Annotated in this window: 11 protein-coding genes and 2 tRNA genes; 1 reads left to right on the plus strand and 12 read right to left on the minus strand. The window is 56.1% G+C overall.

The window, feature by feature from the left end:
- Positions 1-27 precede the first annotated feature (27 nt).
- Positions 28-1,230 carry an amidohydrolase gene (locus DFP98_RS20300; protein ID WP_116062430.1) on the plus strand — a complete coding sequence of 401 codons (1,203 nt, stop codon included), beginning with the start codon at positions 28-30 and terminating at the stop codon, positions 1,228-1,230.
- Positions 1,231-1,334: 104 nt separating this feature from the next.
- Here DFP98_RS20300 and DFP98_RS20305 read toward each other — a convergent pair.
- The 12 genes from DFP98_RS20305 to DFP98_RS20360 all read right to left on the minus strand — a co-directional run bounded on the left by DFP98_RS20305 (position 1,335) and on the right by DFP98_RS20360 (position 20,203).
- A tRNA-Arg gene (locus tag DFP98_RS20305) sits at positions 1,335-1,409 on the minus strand.
- Between the two features lie 131 nt (positions 1,410-1,540).
- Positions 1,541-10,933, minus strand: a complete 9,393-nt coding sequence (locus DFP98_RS20310; protein ID WP_116062431.1) for an S-layer homology domain-containing protein — start codon at positions 10,931-10,933, stop codon at positions 1,541-1,543.
- 221 nt (positions 10,934-11,154) lie between these two features.
- Positions 11,155-12,225 (minus strand): serine hydrolase domain-containing protein, encoded by a 1,071-nt coding sequence (locus DFP98_RS20315; protein ID WP_116062432.1) that lies wholly within the window; start codon positions 12,223-12,225, stop codon positions 11,155-11,157.
- The gene (locus DFP98_RS20320; protein WP_116062433.1) at positions 12,222-13,232 is read right to left on the minus strand and encodes an ABC transporter substrate-binding protein; all 1,011 of its coding nucleotides are present in this window, start codon (positions 13,230-13,232) and stop codon (positions 12,222-12,224) included. The genes DFP98_RS20315 and DFP98_RS20320 overlap by 4 nt, the downstream gene beginning before the upstream one ends.
- 89 nt (positions 13,233-13,321) lie before the next feature.
- Positions 13,322-14,953: a helix-turn-helix domain-containing protein gene (locus DFP98_RS20325; RefSeq protein ID WP_147310245.1), complete on the minus strand. Its 1,632-nt coding sequence runs from the start codon at positions 14,951-14,953 to the stop codon at positions 13,322-13,324.
- A 253-nt stretch (positions 14,954-15,206) separates the two neighbouring features.
- On the minus strand, positions 15,207-16,298 hold the full coding sequence (locus DFP98_RS20335) for a hypothetical protein (protein ID WP_116062436.1): 1,092 nt from the start codon (positions 16,296-16,298) through the stop codon (positions 15,207-15,209).
- A 133-nt stretch (positions 16,299-16,431) separates the two neighbouring features.
- Complete coding sequence (locus DFP98_RS20340; protein ID WP_116062437.1) at positions 16,432-17,349, minus strand: YitT family protein; 918 nt, start codon at positions 17,347-17,349, stop codon at positions 16,432-16,434.
- A gap of 163 nt (positions 17,350-17,512) precedes the next feature.
- A complete protein-coding gene (locus DFP98_RS20345; RefSeq protein WP_116062438.1) occupies positions 17,513-17,665 on the minus strand; it encodes a small acid-soluble spore protein P in 153 nt (50 codons plus the stop codon).
- 23 nt (positions 17,666-17,688) lie between these two features.
- Positions 17,689-17,841 (minus strand): hypothetical protein, encoded by a 153-nt coding sequence (locus tag DFP98_RS39170; protein WP_181917815.1) that lies wholly within the window; start codon positions 17,839-17,841, stop codon positions 17,689-17,691.
- Positions 17,842-17,855: 14 nt separating this feature from the next.
- Positions 17,856-18,224: a baseplate J/gp47 family protein gene (locus DFP98_RS20350; RefSeq protein ID WP_371822814.1), complete on the minus strand. Its 369-nt coding sequence runs from the start codon at positions 18,222-18,224 to the stop codon at positions 17,856-17,858.
- 1,299 nt (positions 18,225-19,523) lie between these two features.
- A tRNA-Ser gene (locus tag DFP98_RS20355) sits at positions 19,524-19,612 on the minus strand.
- Positions 19,613-19,729: 117 nt separating this feature from the next.
- Positions 19,730-20,203: a NanQ anomerase/TabA/YiaL family protein gene (locus tag DFP98_RS20360; RefSeq protein WP_116062439.1), complete on the minus strand. Its 474-nt coding sequence runs from the start codon at positions 20,201-20,203 to the stop codon at positions 19,730-19,732.
- Between the last annotated feature and the right edge of the window lie 67 nt (positions 20,204-20,270).

Genomic DNA, 20,270 nt, shown 5'->3' on the forward strand with positions numbered 1-20,270 from the left:
TATGCTATGACGAAGGAGACGAATTCCATGACAGAAAATCTTATCGCACGATGGCATCGGGAAATCGAACATAAATATGGCAATCAGATCGTAGATTGGCGCAGATATTTGCATCGGCATCCTGAGCTCTCCTTCGAGGAAAAAGAGACTCCCGCCTTTATCGCAGCGGAGTTGAACAGACTCGGACTTGAAGTACGCACCGGAGTAGGCGGCGGGGGCGTGATCGGCGTGCTGCGCGGAGGCCGGCCGGGTCCGACTATCGCCCTGAGAGCCGATTTCGACGCGCTGCCGATCCAGGACGAGAAGGAAGTCGAGTATGCCTCCACCGTTCCCGGCGTCATGCATGCCTGCGGACACGATGGACATACCGCATCGCTGCTCGGCGTCGCTTCGCTGCTCAGCGAACAGCGCGACCTCCTGCACGGATCGATCGTGTTCCTCTTCCAGCACGCAGAAGAGAAACCGCCGGGCGGCGCTCAGGCGATGGTGGCCGACGGTTGCCTGGACGGCGTTGACGCCGTGTTCGGCATTCATTTGGCCTCCGAGCTGCCCGTCGGCCAGTTCGGTTTATGCGACGGCACGTTCATGGCTTCGGTAGACGCCTTCTCCATCCATGTCGAAGGCAAGGGAGGCCACGCTGCACGACCGCATGATTCCGTCGATTCTATCGTAATCGCCTCCGGTCTCGTCGGTCAGCTGCAGCAGATCGTCAGCCGCAGAGTCAGCCCGCTTCACCCCGCCGTCGTGAGCATCGGCAAGATTCAGGGCGGTTCCGCCTTTAACGTCATTGCGAGCAGAACGATGCTGGAGGGAACGGTTCGTACCTTCGACCCTGAGGTCAGAACGCTGATCGAGGAGGAGATTCGCACGATTGCCGAGGGAGCCGCTCGCTCTTCCCATGCGACGATTCGCGTCGATTACATGAACGGCTACCCGTCGCTCATCAACCATTCCGCTGAAACCTCAATCGTAAGAGAAGCCGTCTCCAGCACGCTTCCGGAAGTTGTCATCGTTGATCTGGAGAAACGGATGGGGGCGGAAGACTTCGCTTACTACTTGCAGCATAAGCCGGGAACTTTCTTCTACGTAGGCGCAAGAGGCGAGGACGAACGGACTCACTTCCCGCATCATCATCCCCGTTTTGACATCGACGAGCGCGCGCTTGTGCTGTCGGCGAAAGCTTTCCTGAGCATCGTCGGGCGATATTTGACCGAGCGTTCGCAGCTATGAACGAAGAGGGGCTGGCTCACCCGGATCTCGTATAATCGCAACGCAAAAAAATCCTCAGAGCAGGGCTCTCGAGGATTATCCTTAAAGCTGTTATTCATAGTAAGTGGCGGCCCCGGCCAGAATCGAACTGACATCTACCCTTTAGGAGAGGGTTGCTCTATCCGTTGAGCTACGGAGCCACAACGATAAATATTATAACATAAATTTTTATCGACACCACTATAGATTGATCCATTTTCTCAAAATGTGCAATGGCGACGCAGGGATCTCCCCTACGCCGCCATTTTTCTACTGTGCACGAATATCTTGCTTATTCAGGTTTCGTTATAATCAGTCCTTGCGAGGTTAGCGCGCGAAGCGCGATGACGGCAGCCTCGGAACGCGTGGCGGTCGCTTCGGGACGCAGCTTGCCTCCGCCGCCGCCCTGAAGCAATCCGTTCTGCACCGTATAGGCGATTTGCAGAGACGCCCAGTCCGACACACGTTCGGAGTCCGCGAATCCGCTCAATATTGCTTGCGCGTTCAGCTTCATGTCCGGATCGACGCCAAGCACGCGGAACAGCATCACCGCCATTTCCTCGCGCGTTACCGGATCGCTCGGACGGAAGCGTCCGCCCGCTCCTTGCACGATACCGGCTGCGGCCGCCTGGGAGACAAATGGCGCATACCAGGCGTTCGGCGCCACATCTCCGAACTCCGGAGCTAAGCCCGTCGTAGCTGCGTCGCCAAGCAGAGGCATCAGCAGCTTCACGAACTCGGCCCGGGTGATGCGACCGTTCGGCCGGAAGAAGCCGTCCGGGTCGCCGCTGACAATGCCTCGCGCCGCCAGCGCTTCAACATCGGCGCGGCTCCAGTGATTCGTCAGATCGCCGAACGTCAGATCGGCGATCAACACCGCATAAGTGCCCGGCTCCTCGGTCGCAACCGTCACCGTACGATCCGATCCATTGACGATACCTCCGACGTAGACCCACCGAGTCCGGTCGGCTTCATCCTGACGGTACACGCCTAGCTTACGAATATCCGTCCCGCGAAGCAGAGTCTCGTCGTACGCAATCGTCAGCTTGCCGGCGGCGGTCAGTCGGCCGCTTTCCGGTTCAAGCTTCCACTTGTACGCCTTCGACATCAGCCGCAGATGACCCGGTGTCGGAGCAGGGGCATCGGCATATCTTGTCGCCGCGACTTGCTTCGCCGCCCCCGCCGCTCCGGCCGTCAGCCACAGCTTAAACGCTCCGCCGAAAAACTTCATTTCTGCGTCTGTCGTTCCAATGTCCGCGCGCTCCAGATCGACTTCGCCCGGATTGCTCGGGTTACCGGAGCTGCCTGCGCCGCCGGGACCGCCGGAGCTACCCGGACTGCCCGGATTGCCCGATCCGCCCCCAGCTTTCGTGGTGGCGTTCAGCGTCTGCGCCGGCGAAGCATGGCCGATGGTATCGACCGTCCAGATCGCGATCTCGTACGTCGTGGACGACGACAGACCGCTGATTGTATAGCGCCCTACACCTTTCGCGACGGATACCGGCGCGGAAGCCGCAGTTTCTCCCTGCTTCGTCCACTTGATCATGACGTTCGCCAGATCGCTGTCGGTCGGGTCCGTCCACACGAGGCCGATGCCGTTAGCCGCTGGCGTTGCCTCTTTTACCATTACCGGTCCCGGAGGAACGAAATCGCGGGATCCCGGTTGTATTCCGGCTGTCTCGACCGTAATTGCCGTCTCGCTGAACTTGTCGCCTGCGCCGTAAGCGCGGACTGCCACTTCATAGTTCGTATTGGCCTCCAGTCCTTCCAACACCGCATACGTCCCGACGTCCGGCAACTCGACGAGCTTAGACGCTCCGCTTGAGCCGGACTCACGGTAAGCGACGACGAGACGGTGCAAATTCGAATCGTCCGGCAGCTTCCAAGCGAGGAGAGCAGAGCTGCTGTCGGCTTCCGCCTTCAGCTCAACGACCGCAGCAAGTCCCGTTCCCTCATCCGTCACTTCGAACGTTTCCTCGTAAGGCTCGACAAGCGGAACTCCGGCGTAGCTCGTCAGCCCGCCATCGACGTAAATCCGATAAGCGCCATTTGCCAGCGGCGCATCAGGCGTGAAGCGAATACGCTTGGAGTCGCCGTCGGTCACCGTGCCTGCGACCGTCCACTCGCCCGGCACATCGCCGTCGTCATCGATCACCGCCAGCAGTTGACTCGATACCGCTTCGCCGTCCACATGACGGTCGAACACAATATCGACATAGGCGCCGCCAGGAGCCGCCTCGACTCTGACCGGCTTAGCCGAAAGCGTCGATACCAACGGAATGTTGACGTCGAAGTGCGGCGGCAGCACGATCAATTCCTCGCTCTCCGCCGGGAGATAACCTTCCTTCTCATACCGCACCTTCCATTTGCCTTCCGGCACATCCCATGCGTAGCGGCCGTTCGCATCCGTATACAACGGATTGTCCTGCCCATACCATTCCGAATCCCATACGTCCCAACGTCCGGCTTCCTCGTTCCAACGAAGCGCCGTCGCTCTTACGCCCTCGATTCGATTATCTTCGGACACTTCGTACACGTACCCGCTCGGATCGTAAATCCAATCCGGATCGGCAATTTTCCGCTTCGGCTTCGGTTCCGGCTTCTTGCAATAGCGATCTTGATTCATGAGATCGACTTCCAGACTATCGATCATTCCTTGCATTTGGGCGTCCAGCAGCTTACCCGTCATATTACTGACAAGGAAAAGTGCAACGCTGCCGAGGCCGAACGTGGCCGGTCCTGCGACCGCCCCGGCAACCAGAATTGCCGCTTTCGTCAGTTCCACTGCGATCAGATGATTTTTCAGGTGATTGACCCGGTCGTAATACACATCCTGAATACGCGGATCGCAATTACGCGCGATGTAGTCCATTAACCCTTCCAGGCGGGAAAGCACGTCCCCGGTGCCGCGACCGTCATAGAGGGTCCAGGCGGAGTCGATCGTCTTCCACGTATTCGTGCCCTGATTCTTGCCGAAGAAGACGACGACACGCGTCGCGACCGCGCCGATCCCGCTGCTCAGCGCGTGTACTTCCGCGCCTTTGCCTTTGCTTGCGGAATCGATCGACTTCAGCGCTGCGGCCGACAGTGCATCGGCTCCGGTCGCCAGCAGCGCCATTGCCTCGCCGATGTCCAATCCGCCTTGCAGCGCCGACTCTTGCAAGTAGCCGGTCATTTCGATGCGCAGCACTCCGTTGCTGAACGAAGGCGTCAGGTTCATACCGTACACCGGAACTCCGGTCTCCTCGGCCAGCGCCAGATCGGCTGCCGTCGGCGTATAGGTCGTACGCTCCAGCGAAGCCGTAACCTTCATATCTACATCGCCTTCGGCGCCGGGCAGCTTGCCTTCGTAGGTCATCGACTGGCGGTTTCCATCCGGACTGCGCTGCGATACCGTCAAATTGCCCGTTGTCGCATCGCGGAAGGCAGGCGGCAGCGTCGCGCGGATTTCGGCCGCCGGCGGCACCTGTCCGTTCCCACTTTGGGCCACCTCCAGCGTACGGTAATCGATACCGATCAGACCGGGCTTACTCATCCCGTTCACGACGGCTGCATGAACGCCGTCTTTCAGCGAAGCCTGGACACGAGCGTCGCCGATATAGAACGCAACATCCCGAACCCGGTTCGGATGATTAAACTTCATCGTCAGCGTAAACGGTAAACCCGGTGCAAACACATACGGGAACCGAGGTTCGCTCTCCCGAGGGTCCAGCGTAATTTTGCGGCCGTCGCTTTGCTGCAGCGTGAACGCGATCGGTTCGACGTTGGTCTCGTCGTAATCCACCGTTCGCGCCGCGCTGCTCCAGGATTTGGCGCCCAAGGACGCAACGGCGATCAATTGCCAGCGGTTGACGGTCTCGCCGGTCATCTCCGCTTTGATGCTCCAGCGGCCCGCAGACGTCGTCTCGGACGCTCCGACGACTCGATCCCCGGCATATACGACGACGCTGCTTCCGGCCGGCGCCGTTCCGCTCACGCGGAACTCGCGGGAAGCAGTGCGTTCCGGAGCAACCAACGTCACCTGCGCAATAGCAGCGCTCGCGAAGCCGATCCTTTCCTCGACTTTTGCGCCTTTCTGAGTGAACGCGATAAGAGACGATACGTCCAGATTGCCTCCCGTCCATTCGTTTGGCAGCTGCAGCGAGTATTGAAGCGTTCCCCCTCTCTGCACGGATATGTCCCCCAGATCGAGCGTATACTTGCCGCTTGTCTCCGTCGGTGAAGCAGATTGCCCATTCAATACGACGCTGCCAGGCACAAGCGTAGCTCCCGCCGGTATGTCCAGACGGACGGATGCCCCTCCGACTGGCTCAACACCGCCGTTGTGATAGCCGATTCTGACCGTGACGCGCGTGCCGGGTACGGCATTGGATGTGCTTAACAGCACATAGTTGCCCAGTCGCCCGGAGAACGTGCCTGTCGGTTCGGGACTCAGTTCTCCCAACTCGATCTCATCGTTGGCGGCCAGATCGAAGGCGCGGAACGCCGTGCCGCGGGATCTATGGAATTGAACCATCAGCTCATACCTGCTTCCGCCCGGCAATTCGAGCGAGAAGCGGCGATCGGACACCGTCTTGGCTGCGCTATGCAGCCTGCGTCCGTTTTCATCCAACTTATATACGGTTAAAGATGTCGGCGTTTCGGACAATTCGCCGTTCACATTGCTGACAAGACGCTTCAGCCTTAGATCCGCCTCGACGCGCCGATCGTCGTCAATGACGACCTCGACGCAGCCCGAATCGAATCCGCCCTCTACTCCGTTCGCGCATACGCTCACTTTATCGCCTATATCCGCATAGACAAACAACGGATGAGCTACCGCCTTGTGGCCCGTCGTCTGCACACGAAAATGGATCAGTTCACGCCAATCCAGATCATAAGGTCCGACCCATGTGCCGCTTACGTCTTGCGTATACAGATTCAATTTGATGACTGCCGGGATCGGCTTGCTGAAGCGGAAGTCGTGTCGCAGCGTCTGACCGTTCTCCGTTCTTAGACTCTGCCATCCCCCGCCGACCCAATCATCGATCGACACTTCCAATTGCACATCCCCTGCCGGTGCCGACAGCGAATAATCTCCGTTTTCGTCGGCGACAGTCTTAAAGGTGCTCCCTCGATAGGAGACCTTCACTATCGCACCGCGAACCGGCTGACCTGCTTGATCGAGGATCTTTCCCGCAATCGCGGCGTCGGTGCGCAGCGGAATCTGGATCGCCTCGTGCTGACTGCCTCCCTTGAGATCCAAGGTCAGCTCGATCGGAGCGTACACCGGATCGGACGGGGTGGCGACGATCATCACCTTCCTGCCGGTCATCTGCCGGAAAGGCGCGAACGTTAACGATCCGTTCTTCAAAGTTGTGCTTGCGGCTAACGTGCGTCCCGCCTCGTCGGAGACGACCACGTGAACCCCCTCGAACGAACCGCGCTCGTTGGATATGGCAAGCGACAAGCTGGCCGGCAGCATCGGCGCGAGCTCGACGGTTCTCCGATCGCCCGCTCGCATGTCGAGGGAAGGCGGCCGATCCGGATTCTCGGCAAGTAAATCGACCCCGCCCGCACCGATCAGCACGAACGTATAGTCATTCGCCGGCGGCAAGCCCCTGAACTCAACCGTTGCTCTGCCTCCCAACACAACCGACTGATTCGCATGGGCGGAAACGCTTCGTATCGTCAGCAAACCGTCTTCGGGAGCCGCAGTGCCCGCCACCTCCACGATCGCCGTCGCGCCGACCGGAATCGGCTTGCGCAGCGCTTCTTTCTCCAGCACGCTTCCGTCCGCCGTCTCCAGCGCGCCTTTCAGCGACAGCAGCTCGGCAGCGCGTTCCGGTATTTCCAACTCTCCGGTATAAACGCCGGGAGCCGCATGATCTTCCGTTAGATTGACGCGTTTGTTGCGCTGGATGCCGTCGCTATCCGTATACTCAAGCTGCGCCGTTGCCGATTCGGGACCGACGCCCGGCTCTCCCGTCAGCCGGAGGGCGATCTTTTCCTTCTGTCCGGCGTATTCCCGGAAGTACAACGGTGTCGCATACGAGAACGAACCGAGACCGCCGGCAACGGTTATCGTCTTCTCCACCGTGAACGGCGAGGCTGTGCCTCCGAAGAGGCTATGCACGGCATACGTATAGGTCATGCCGGCCTGTGCCGACTGATCCGTGTACGTACGCGTTGCCCTACCGATATTGTCGGCCAACGTCTCCCACTGGCCGTTCCCTTGCTTGCGCACGACGCGGAAGGCATCGATGTCGCTGCCCGGAGCCGGATCGCCCCATTCGAGCAAAATTTCCGAACCCTGTACGGTTAACGCCAAATCCGCCAGCACGCCCTCCGGAAGAGAGGTCCGCTGCAAATACAGTCCGGATTCGACGCGTTCGCTGCCGCGGACAAGATTCATCATGGCGGACATGAAGGCAGCGCGAGTGCCGTCTCCGCTTAACAAACCATTATACGAACTGGCCGTGATCTGCAAGGCCGGATCGTAAGGAACGCTCACTTTCGAAGCTTGCTGCGTTTCCCGATCCCATAGGAACACATCGCTGTTGTTATCCGTATCCCCCGGTACGATATGTTTGCCAGAGGAACCGAATAACACGTAGCGTCCGTCATCGCTCAGGCCGTAAGGAGCCATGGAGTCGAGCGTCATCGGACTGCCCGCAGGAATTTCGATCAGCGGCGTCGGCGCGGTGCCGGCCGGCGCTTCCGTGTCGAATGCCAGAGTCTGGCTTGTAAAGTTTGTGCCGACCCTAGCCGTCTTGTTGAAGACGATGTGACGGCCGCTTGCATCCATATAAGGCAAACCGGCCGACACGTAGCTGCCTTCGATCAGACCGCTGACCCAGACGAGCCGAGGCTGGTCCGGATTGCGTCTGTCATACCAGTACACGTCCCTATCGCCGTTCCTATCGCCGTCGGCCAGATCGGTAAGGGTTTCGAACGCCATCACCTTGCCGTCCGCGCTGAGATCCAGCTCTGAGCCGCTAACGCGGGGGGACTGGCCGTTCGGCATGTACAACGGCGCCATCGCCCGGCTTCGGACATCGTACGTTGCAGTATAGTCGCCCGTACCGGAAGGCGGCGACTGCACGATATTGCGAGCGTTCGTGCTGAACACGATCGTGCTGCCGTCGGCGCTGATAACCGGATCCGAGCTGTCGCCGTCCTGGCCTTCGCTGCGAACCGGAACGGTCAGCCGGGTCAACGAGGTATCGCCGGGCTCATCGTAAACGCCGTTATCGTTCACATCCCGATCCAGCAGGAATACGTCCCATTTGCCATTCGTATCCGGCGTGTTCGCCAGCAAATTCGAAGCCCGCGAGCCGAATGCGATATAGCGCCCGTCGCTGCTAATCGTGCCGAAGTTCGAATTGGAGTTGCCCAGCTTGCCGTCGTCGCTACGGCTGACGAGCATGACGGCCCCTAGCTCCGCATCGTACAGATACAATTGGGTAGATGAACTGTACGCGTCGTATTGCTGACGGTCATCCTCCGGAACGAGTCCGATCATGTTGGTCAAAAATAGCGTATACCGTCCGTCGTCGCTGACATCGACGATACTGGGACTCTGCCCGGGCGCAGGCTGACCCGTTCCTCGCTGCACGTCGATCCGCACGACTGCCGGACCGTTCGGCAGCCTGCCTTGCGTCCAAGCACCTTCGCCGCGATTGCCGTCGCCGTCGACAATGACAACCGAAAACTCGTAGAACGAACCGTTCTCCAAATTCGGCACCATCGCCGCGGTGACGCTCCTCGGGTAGAGAAGCGACTCGTACACGGTGCCGCCCGGCTTGCGCCAGCGCACCTTCGCACCGACAACATCGGGCTCCGCCGAATACGTCCAAGAGACAAGTGCGCCTCCCAACGCCGGCGCTGCCGATGCGTTCACGGCGGACGGAGACGTCGTCTCCCGAGCGGCCAACGTTGTCACCGTCGACTCCGCCGTCCACGCCGACCAGACATAGCCCGACGTTCCCGCAGCCACTCGATAGCTGTGCGTCGTTCCCGGAAGCAAGCCGTCTACGGCAAACGACGTGGAATCCGTAATGCCGACCACCCGACCATCGATCCATACCTTATACCAGGCAGATCCCGGCACAGCCGGCCAGCTCAGCGCAATATAAGTTCCCCCCGGCGCGGCTGTCACGGATTCGCCTGCCGGCCATTCCGGCGCAATGGTATCCGTCGGAAGCGCTACGGCATACAAATCCCGAACGGCGTCCGCCTCGGCCGTAGCCGTCATATTCGTCGCGGCCGTCTCGAATACGACGGTGCCTCCGTCCGCGCTCAGCGCTGCCCGATCCACAGGCTGATCGGCATTGCTGCCGCCCGCCGTCTTGCTCACCCATCTCGTTACACCGGCAGCCCGGTCGCGGATATACACATCCGTCCTGCCGCCGTCGGCAGGGTCGAAAGCTCCGTCGGTATGGAACGCCACATAGCGGCCGTCCGCGCTGATCGAAGGATCGTAGGCATCCACCGCAACCTGCTGACCCTGGCTGTTCAAGCTGGCCAGTTCCGTGGTGCCGTTCACGCGATCATAGACGTATACGTCCTGGACCTGCTGCGTATCCCCCGGAACAATGTCGCTTGCCTTAGACAGATAGGCGACGTAACGTCCGTCCGCGCTGATGATCGGATAGTAGCTGTAATGATTGGCTCGTTGTCCGGTCGTCGACCGGCTGATCATCTTCATTTCATCCAGAGCGGCATCGTACAAATAGATCGCCCGGTCGTTGTTGCCGATTGTCGTCCGCGTATCGTCGGGTACGATCTTCGTACCGCGCGAATCGAAGGCGATGAAGCGGCCGTCGGCGCTGATCGACACCCTCGCCCGGAATGTCTCGTAAATGTAGTTTTGACGGGCGACCCGCTTTACGACATTCGCCCGCCGATCCAGCAGCCAGATATCGTGATCGCCCGTCGATCCGGGTTTGCCTGCATAGGCTACATATCGACCGTCCGCGCTAATCCCGTAGGAGCTGCCCGCTCCGACGTATTCCGAACCCGAGACAACGGATGCAACCCGCTGTACGGAATCCGCAGCCGCATCGTAGAGGAACAAATCCTCAAGATTGTTCGTATCGCCGCTGACGAGATTGGTGGCCTTCGATGTAAATAACACATACGACCCGTCGAAGCTGGCATAGGGCGCGTAGCTGTCGCCGTTCGACTGAATACCGCCCGCTCCGAAGCTGATCCGCTTCGTCGTGCCGAGCTGCCGGTCGTGAAGGAACACATCTTGCTTGCCATTCGTATCTCCGTCCACGAGATTCGTGCCGGCCGACACGAATGCAACATAACGGCCGTCCCCGCTCACCGACGCAGACGTGCTGTTTCCTGTCCCTGGCGCTCCTCCGCTCGCGGTGCTGATCTTGACCGGCAAGCCGTATACGGCATCCGTGACAGAGAAGCTTTCTTCCTCCCCGTATGTAACGTTCTCATGTAGAGTTCCATTTTCATCCTGCAGCTCTTCGCCTATCTGCCCGACCCATTCGACGAACGAAGCCAGCGTGTCGCTCTCCGGACGCTCCTGTGCGACGGCCAGTTGCTCGAAGCTGCTCATCAGCAATGACGCCGTAAGCAGCAGGGTAAATCCATACTTCCTTGTGCGCCTCCAACGCTGCTTGAAGTTCGGCGCCCACTCGCTTGCCGCCGACTTACTCCTTGTTTCCCGAAATTTGCGCAACATTTGTCCCGCTCCTCCCCTTATCCGACACAATGAACCGCCCTCGCCGGAGCCGGATTGACTCGTGCGAGGGCTTCTCTTTTCAGCGTAAAGGGGGGGCTGTCATCTCGTCTAGTGAGCGGCTGTCATCGGTTTTGTCATGGCAGTCATCTTTTTTGCAAATGCCCCTGTCGATACGTTGACGGCGGGCGTTCCGAAATAGCCGTACATGAAGCAGCATCGCTTCACCGATAGACACCAAACCATATCCGCTCCGCTTCGTCCAGCACAGCACGTACCGACTCGGTTTCCGCTTCTTCCACGTTGGCCAGTACGATTAACACGCGAGCATCAGCGACAGTGCGAACAAAGCGAGTCCAATAGCCCGGCCAACCGCCGCTATGGCTAAGCAATAAATCTCCCCACGGCGTTGTCGACAAAAACCAGCCAAAGCCGCAGGGGGTGCGGCTGCCGTCCGGCAAACGAAATGAAGCAGTCGCCTGAAGGAGCGAGTCGGAGCTCAGAAGCTTTCCATCCCTTAGTGCAGTATCGTAGGCCAGCAGGTCGTGCAGCGTCGAGTGCGCCGTTCCGTCTCCCTGTATTCCGTCCAGGCGAACGACGAAATTCAGAGCATCCAGCTCATCCGGCAGCCGATAGCGGTCCCATTCCGCTCCTTCCTTAATCCACCCGTGAGCCAGATCGTCGATGACCTCTGGCTTTAAGCGTCTGTTGTAAATACGAGAGCGCTTCATTCCCGCAGGCACAAAAAGATGAGCGCGCATAAATTCGGCGTAAGCCATCCCGGATGCAGCCTCTATGACGCTGGCTAGGCAGACGTACCCCGTATTGCTGTATTCGTACCGCTCCCCTGCCGGAAAAAGCGGCGGCGGACAGCGTTCCGCGAGCAAACGGATAACGTCCTCATTCGTTGCAATAGAAGAGGGTTCTCCATGCTGCTCTAACAGTTCCATGTAATCGGGAAGCCCCGATACGTGCATCAGCGCCTGTCTCACGGTAACGTCGCGATAAGGAAGAGCGGGAAGCCAGCGGACGAGCGGATCGTCATATCGCAGCCGCTTACGCTGCTCGAGAAGCTGCACCGCCGTAGCCGTCAGCGGCTTCGTAACGGAAGCCAGCTCATATAATGAGTCGGCCGTAAGATGGGCGTCGGAGCGATAATCCGCCATGCCGTACACACCGGTGCGGATGGCTTGGCCGTTGTATCCGGCAAGCACGCCTCCGGAGAAAAGACCCTTGCGGTGAAGGACCTCAAACAGACGAATTACACGGTCTGCGGCAATTTTCGTATCGCTCATTGAAATTTGTCCAGCACAGCCTGCGTAATCAATATTTTGCCGTTGGCAGTGCCTCCGCCGGAAATAAGCGGATCGACCGCATTAATGAACAGACGATCGCTGCGCACGGCATCTAACCCTTGCCATACCTTGGACTTCTGAAGCTCTTCAAGCGCGCGTTCGCTCCCTCCGTTCTCGTACACATCGTATTGCAGAATAATATAATCGGGATTCGCGACCGACAATCCCTCCAGCGACAATACCTCTTGCTGTTTCGTTTGCTTGACGAGCTCCGGTATTTTGAAGCCGAGTTGCTCATAGAGCACATCGTTCAGAAATACGGATTCCGGGTAGACCATCATCTGCTCTCCGCGTACGCGAATCGCGAGCACCTCCGTGTCCGCATCGAGACCTTTTACGAGCTGTCTTGCTTTGTCCCGATCCTGTTCATACCTGGCAATAACTCCCCTAGCCTCTTCCTGCTTGCCCGTCAGTTCCGCCAACAGTTCCAGATTCGCCTGCCAGTCGGGACCGAAATGGGATACGGGAATCGTCGGCGCAATTTTTGACAACTGTTCATGCACGGCCGGGGTCTCCATATCTGTTCCGATAATGAGATCGGGGTTAAGCTGCAATAAATATTCAAAGCTTTCTTCGGTTGTTCCCATCAACGGGATGGTATTCTGCATGACGGCTCCATAAAATCCTGGAAAAGGCTCGTCTTCATCGCCGATAGCGCTGGACGCATACGGCTCGATTCCAAGCACAACCGCATCTTCCATGGACTCAAAGGCGCTCATAAACAGGATTTTGCGAGGGGCGACAGGCACTTCGTACTGCTTGCCTAAATAAGTAATCGTATGCATGCCGTCTTCTCCATTCGCCTTTAGATCAGGGGAGGGTGAAGACGCTTGACCCGATGGCACGGGCGTTATTCGAGGAGATGATGACGAGCCTGATTGCCCGCAAGAAGCCAACAACGCCGCCAGCAGCAGACAGACGACGAGAGATGAACTGCGATAAGACATAACGTGCTACCTCCATTGAGAATGATTATTACTATTAATTATAGTAGGCAAACCCATTCTCACTGTCTATGCACATTTGGAGTAGAAACTTATGGACAATCCTCGGTTAAAAGCTTAAGAGCCTCTTCCACGATGAGAAGGCGGGACAGAGGAGAATCGTCTCTCCATGGGAAAGGCGATAAGGAATGCATCCGGCCGCAGCGCACAGCGGCGAGCTCCAGCCAGTCCTCGTCGGCTTGCAAATTGTCCCAGGTGCGGATCGTCTCGTCGTCCTGATAGACGAGTACGAACAAATAATCGGGGTTAATAGCCGTCAACTCGGCAGGGCTGACCGCTTCGGGGGCATTCGGTCGAACCGCCGTCGCCGGCAACAGTCCAAGCTCTTCAAATAGAATATCTGCCGGAGCACGGTCATAATGAATGAAGACCTTCTCTCCTTCCACAAGCAGAAACAGGATGCGGTGTCCTGTGCAGCATTTGGCTAGCCGACCAAACGCCATAGCGATGGTCTGATCGTAACGGCTCAACCAGCCGACTGCCTCGGAAGAGGCCCCTATACTCTCGGCTACTTGCATAAACAGTTCGCGCCAAGGTTTCTCGTCTGTATCGAAGACCAGCACACGGCCGAGCTCCTCCAGCTTTTGCGTTTGATGCCGTTCCTGCATTTTGGAGCAAAGAATGAGATCAAACGGTCGGTTGGCACGCAACAATGTCTCGACATTCTCCGCTACGGTAGCGGCTCTACGACCTATGGATAGTCTGGTCTCTACATCGTCGCCGAATATTTCTTCGTAGTGCGCTCTCCAGACCGGATGCAACGGCGCGGCATGGGGAACAAAATGCAAAGGCGCCAGCATGCCGAGAAAGACACTGTCCAATACGGCGATGCTCTTCCCGCGGCTGCGCATGAACGCGGCAGGCGTCATGCCCGTCTCCAGCTTGAAGCGCCGGCCGAAATAAAACTCGTCTCCGAAACCGCAAGCATGAGCGATATCGCGCAGCTTGCCGCCGCCTCGCGCAAGCAGACGCTTGGCCGCTTCCAGGCGGATTCCGCCAAGGTATTGCATAGCGCTCATGCCGTAATGCTTGCTGAACAACTCCATATAATATTTCGAACTAACATTCATGTCGCGCGCCAAAGCATCGATCGTCAGCTTTGTAGAAAAAGCGTACCGCATGTAGGCGCGGCTGCGCTCCAGCCGGTCTCTCAAGTCTTCTCCCCGACTGCGAGTTTCGCTTGCGATCAGATGAAGAAGCTCATGCATCCGAGATTGCATGAGCAGGACAGGAGAGGACGTCGCTCCGCGTTGCCGAAGCTCCAGAAGCGAGCGGCAAAGCTGGATAGCTCGTTCGCTTGAGACGAGACGGGATTCATCCGGGAATAGCGGCCCATTCTCCTCATGCGCCGATCCGCCCGAATATTCAGCCGACTGCCCGTCGGACGAAATACGGAACGCATCGAAAGCGATCAGAAATAAATGAGACTCCTCGTGGGGAACAAGCGTTAGACTGAAGCTGGTTCCGGGAGGACAATAATAGAAAGCGTCTCGATTAATGGGATAGTAGCGCTCCCCCAAGATAATGGTTCCTTCCATATGAACCGCCGCAATCAGATAATGGCCGCCGGTCAACACCCGCCCCAATCGCGTACAAGCTTGACCTTGCAGCCGTTGAATTCGTTTAAGGCGATATAATAGATGACTGTCATTTCTTGTGTGCAATTCATCAACGCCTTTCCGGCACTCGGCAATGACAACGGCGAGAGCAGACTGAAACCTCCCGCCAACACGGTCATTGTATCAAAGTACGCGCTGACTGAGAAGCATTTCACTGTTAGCTGAGAGCTCCTGTGGTGCCCTGAATCGTAAAGTTGATGGAGGAATACAGATAGGACTCTCTTCGGGTTCATCATAGACAAAAAGAGGCCCCCGCCATAATCGGCGAGAGGCCTCCCATTTTCTCTATTTCTCTAACTTAAAATTCTTCTTCGAATCCGCCGAACATGCCGCCCATTTCAGCTTGAACTTCTTCCATGGTCACAACTTCTTCGGCTTTCGGTTCGCCGATTTCAAACTTCGGCTCCTCGTTAATGCCCGTCGTCTGGGAGACGATTTTGATCGCTACACTGCCCGTCAGATCTTCCGATTCAATCGCAGCGCTGATTTTAGCGTCCGTGTAGATCGGATAGTCCTTCTTATCTATTCCGAAGTTCGCGGTAATATCCAGCTTCTTCAGCTCTTTTTTGATTTCGTCAATCGTCTTGGATACTTCTCCGCTTTTCACTTCTTCAAGATCTTTCTTCATCTCGTCAAGATCTTCCTGCTTCAGCTGCATCATATCGCGATATTCCGCATTCGTCGACAGAAGCTCGAAGATTTCCGGAGCGATCTTCTCGACCACGGCATTCACGAAGCCTTCCAGTTGGGATTGATCCAGGTGGAATTGAACGACTTGAGATGCGTTAACGTCGGAAGGAAGAGCTGCGTCCTTCACCTTAATCGACTTCAGGTAAGTCTTTTCGTCCAGGTGCTTGAACAAGATTCCCATGACATCGTTGGAGAACTTCTGAGACTTAGCCACGTCCATGTTAGGCAGCGGTTGGCCGGATTCTTTCGCAAGCTCTTCCAGGTCAAGCTCGACGAACTTATCCTTAACTGTTTCCGGAATTGGCAGCATCGGAATGTTCGGGATTTTAACCCAAATTTTCTTCTCTGTCATAACGACCGGAACGTTGAAGGTGATCGCCAGATCGCCTTTTAGAGCCAGTTGAAGATTCAATTCCATCATCATCGGATCGGCGCGGTATGCACCTGTCCAGGACAGCTCCGCGCTCTTCATCAGATTCAGCACGGCTGCCGCCTCGGCTGCGCTATCGCCTTCCGCAGGGAAGTTGAAATCTTCGAAGACCATGCTGCCTTTGAAGTTGTAAGATTTAATATCCGCCGATTTGGACATAGAAGCCTGTAGTGCGTCTTTCGGAGATTTATCTTTAGTACATCCGCCGAGCACCAGGGCAACCGTCATCAGCAGCGCAACAATTGCAAATCCAAATTTACGCTTGAACAAAATACAAAAACCCCTTCCAATTCATCTAAGATTCAGAAAATCGCACAAAGTTCATTGTAACTTATTTCCGTTCATGGGGAAAGACTTTCAACCCTAAATTTTTGTTAAAACTACGAAGGATTCACAAGCGCTGTTAATGAATGTCTTTCTTCTTGAACCTTCCGCCCTTCACATCGTGAATGTTGCCCACCGCCAGGAACGCGGAAGGATCCATCTCCCCGACGATCGTCTTCAGCTTCGCTTCCTCCAGACGGTTGATTACGCAGAATATTACCTTTTTCGAGTCGCCTGTGTAGCCTCCCTCGCCATGCAGATAAGTAACTCCGCGCCCAAGACGGGCAGTGATGGCGTCCCCGATCTCCTTATGCTGATCGCTAATAATCCAGCAGGATTTCGACTCATCGAAGCCTTCGATCGTAAGATCAATCACCTTAAACGCAATATAATAAGCAATCATGGAGAACATCGCCCGATCCCAACTATAGACGAAGCCCGCACTGCTAAGGATGAAGAGATTGATGAACATAACGACTTGCCCTACGGAAAAAGGAGATTTGCGGTTGAGCAGAATGGCTATGATTTCGGTACCGTCCAGCGATCCCCCTGCCCGGATGACAATCCCTGTTCCCGCTCCGAGGAAGATTCCTCCGAACACAGCCGCTAGCAAAATATCGTCGGTGAAAGGAGAAACGGGATGCAACAAAGCCGTAGATATGGATAATACCCCTACTCCGAGAAGGGTAGACAATGCAAAGGTTTTGCCTATCGTTCGATAACCGAGAATGAGAAAAGGAAGGTTGAGGATAAAGAGGAAAACTCCGATCGGGATGTGGCTTAAGTAGGAGGACATAATGGAGATGCCCGTGATGCCGCCGTCAATGATCGAGTTGTTAACGAGGAAGATTTCCAAAGCTATGCCTACCAGAATCGCTCCGACTATGATTAAGACAGTACGCCGGACAATTTCCAGAGGGGTTTGCTTGTGATGTTGAATCGGTTTTGCCTTATTCACAGAGGTTGGCGCTTCCAAAGATGTTGCTGCATCGGACATATAACAAGTTCCTCCTTCGGACTTCATGAGTCTATTATACCAATCCATATACTAGGGGTAAACCTGACAGAGCAATAGAAATCCGCGATACGGCTTCTCTTTTGTATACAAAAATAAAAAATCCCGGCGTTGTGCCGGGACTTGCGGTACATGGGAGGCCCGATTAGCCTTCCGCGTTATTATGTCGAGTGTGATTGCGGTTTTTGACTTTCTTCGAGCCGGATAGAGGTTTATTGGGCTGATGGTCCACGACGGAATTCCGGGCGCTATGATCCTCATCGGGCTGAGGTACGGATTGCGACTTCGGTTTGCTCATGGCGTTGAAGCCTCCTCTTCTCGTTACAGATGCTCCAAATCGCTCGATTTATCGTGATTGAGCGCATCTTGGTGTCTTCGATCATTTTTCTTCTGCTGATTCTGTTGTGCCTGATGAGAATTGACCGGGCTATTCTCCAGTTCATTCACCACGTTGCTCAAATTTTTGTCCGCCATCTTCCTCGCCCTTTCTACGCATGGGTAAAATGATGCAGCGCTTGCGCGGTCTCGTGCAGGTGTCTGCGATAGTCTCCGATCAGCTCTTGAATCTGCTCCGGACGTTCGTCAACCGTCTGACCGTCCTTCTCCACATCCTTGAGTTGAATGTCGATTTCCCGGCTGTCGACGTATTGAACCGCAAAATCAAACTCCATCATCTGCCGTCCCGCGGTCTTAATATGAACATGGAAGGTACGGGGATCGGCTCCGTCCGAGTAAATTTCGGCCGTGTCTCCCGGGGCCAGTCGCTCGGGGAGCGTCTTTTTCCAAGCTTCAACCAAATCCTCTTGCGGTACGGACAGTTCATCGTTGCTTGACATCATGAACACCTCCACTTCCATTAGGTTGGCTCCTTAGCGGTTTCTTATTCGAAACTTCGGGAAAAAATAAAAACGCCTCCTCCCACTGCGCCATATTAAGAAAAAACGAGCAGTCTGCCTGTTCTTGAAGTTGATAACTTTCCGAAGCGTCGTAAAAGGGGGCTTATCCTTTCGTAAAGATGTAATGAATGTATCCAAAACAAACTGTAGGCGGCTTCCCACTTCGATTCGCACGCCTTGAAGATATTAAAGAGGATTTTCCGCTTTAATTTCGCATCCGCACCCTTTTTGAGGTATTTAAAGCGGATGTTCCGCTCTATTTTCCTAATTTTCCATTTTTATAAAAATTAAAGCGGGATTTCCGCTCTAAATTCACGAAATCGAGCCCCTCGGCGAAATTAACGCGGGACTTCCGCTTTAAATTGTTCCGCCTATTGCTTTCAGAACGGAACCTTTTGGCATGTTCGCTTTACGGCCCGTTCGAATCCCACTTCCGCCTTGACGCAAAAAACCGATTCCTTCTCAGGAATCGGACTGTTTTTTGCTTATGGCGGAGAGAGTGGGATTCGCTCCGTCGCTTCCGCGGCCGTACTTTTCGTCCGGCCACGTCATTCGCGACTATCACGCCGGGGCCTACGAACATGCCTTTTGGCATGTCCGCTTTACGGCCCGTTCGAATCCCACTTCCGCCTTGACGCAAAAAACCGATTCCTTCTCAGGAACCGGGCTGTTTTTTGCTTATGGCGGAGAGAGTGGGATTCGCTCCGTCGCTTCCGTGGCCGTACTTTTCGTCCGGCCACGTCATTCGCGACTATCACGCCGGGGCCTGCGAACATGCCTTTTGGCATGTTCGCTTTACGGCCCGTTCGAATCCCACTTCCGCCTTGACGCAAAAAACCGATTCCTTCTCAGGAACCGGGCTGTTTTTTGCTTATGGCGGAGAGAGTGGGATTCGCTCCGTCGCTTCCGCGGCCGTACTTTTCGTCCGTCCACGTCATTCGCGACTATCACGCCGGGGCCTACGAACATGCCTTTTGGCATGTTCGCTTTACGGCCCGTTCGAATCCCACTTCCGACATGACGCAAAAAACCGATTCCTTCTCAGGAATCGGGCTGTTTTTTGCTTATGGCGGAGAGAGTGGGATTCGCTCCGTCGCTTCCGCGGCCGTACTTTTCGTCCGGCCACGTCATTCGCGACTATCACGCCGGGGCCTACGAACATGCCTTTTGGCATGTCCGCTTTACGGCCCGTTCGAATCCCACTTCCGCCTTGACGCAAAAAACCGACTCCTTCTCAGGAATCGGGCTGTTTTTTGCTTATGGCGGAGAGAGTGGGATTCGAACCCACGTGGGCTTGCACCCTAACGGTTTTCAAGACCGCCCCGTTATGACCGCTTCGGTATCTCTCCAAGATTGATTGGCAGACGCTTCCCCCGAAGGTTCGGTCGACACTGCCAAATCATCATATCACACCTGCTTGGGGCGCATCAAGCCCTGCGTGGCGTAAACGGAATTGCCGACTCTTGTTAGTCCAGCAAATCCGCCCTAATTTTAATCACAACTTTGTGTACCGGCCTTCCCGGGTTCGGGGATACGCACGGCTGGTGCAGTTCGCCGGGAAACAGGATCAAGTAAGTTCCCTCGGTCATATGGACCGAACCCGTAGGCTGAAGTCCCTGGTAGAGCGCAAAATCGTCCGACTCCAGACGGTCGTCATCCGGCAATCGGCCATCGTCCGAGGCGGCCCAATGAATCGTCTCGTCTCCGGAAATGACATATTGTACGTCGATGTGTGCGGCATGCTTTTCGTACATCATCTCCGATACGTCCTTTGTGTCGTATTCTTGGACGTTCATAAACATACGATTGCCCTTAAGCTCGTGCTTACCAAGCGACAGATTTGAGAAATCCGTTGTCTCCAACACGCGGATCGCTTCATCCAGTACAGGGTGCAATCCGCTTCCGTCCTTAGCAGCCTGCCTCAGATTGCCTACGATCATGCCTCATCACCACTTTCCCCTAATCGCAATGACTTCTTCTGCTTCGACAGAGTGCAGAGTGTGCCTG

It is taken from the genome of Cohnella phaseoli, from assembly GCF_003386235.1.
Taxonomy (GTDB): Bacteria; Bacillota; Bacilli; order Paenibacillales; family Paenibacillaceae; genus Cohnella; species Cohnella phaseoli.

What these genes read in the sequence shown, in the direction of transcription:
- DFP98_RS20300 (WP_116062430.1), top strand. Translation starts at nt 28, where the DNA reads ATGACAGAAAATCTTATCGCACGATGGCATCGGGAAATCGAACATAAA.
- DFP98_RS20310 (WP_116062431.1), bottom strand. Translation starts at nt 10,933, where the DNA reads ATGTTGCGCAAATTTCGGGAAACAAGGAGTAAGTCGGCGGCAAGCGAG.
- DFP98_RS20315 (WP_116062432.1), bottom strand. Translation starts at nt 12,225, where the DNA reads ATGAGCGATACGAAAATTGCCGCAGACCGTGTAATTCGTCTGTTTGAG.
- DFP98_RS20320 (WP_116062433.1), bottom strand. Translation starts at nt 13,232, where the DNA reads ATGTCTTATCGCAGTTCATCTCTCGTCGTCTGTCTGCTGCTGGCGGCG.
- DFP98_RS20340 (WP_116062437.1), bottom strand. Translation starts at nt 17,349, where the DNA reads ATGTCCGATGCAGCAACATCTTTGGAAGCGCCAACCTCTGTGAATAAG.
- DFP98_RS20345 (WP_116062438.1), bottom strand. Translation starts at nt 17,665, where the DNA reads ATGAGCAAACCGAAGTCGCAATCCGTACCTCAGCCCGATGAGGATCAT.
- DFP98_RS39170 (WP_181917815.1), bottom strand. Translation starts at nt 17,841, where the DNA reads ATGGCGGACAAAAATTTGAGCAACGTGGTGAATGAACTGGAGAATAGC.
- DFP98_RS20350 (WP_371822814.1), bottom strand. Translation starts at nt 18,224, where the DNA reads ATGGAAGTGGAGGTGTTCATGATGTCAAGCAACGATGAACTGTCCGTA.
- DFP98_RS20360 (WP_116062439.1), bottom strand. Translation starts at nt 20,203, where the DNA reads ATGATCGTAGGCAATCTGAGGCAGGCTGCTAAGGACGGAAGCGGATTG.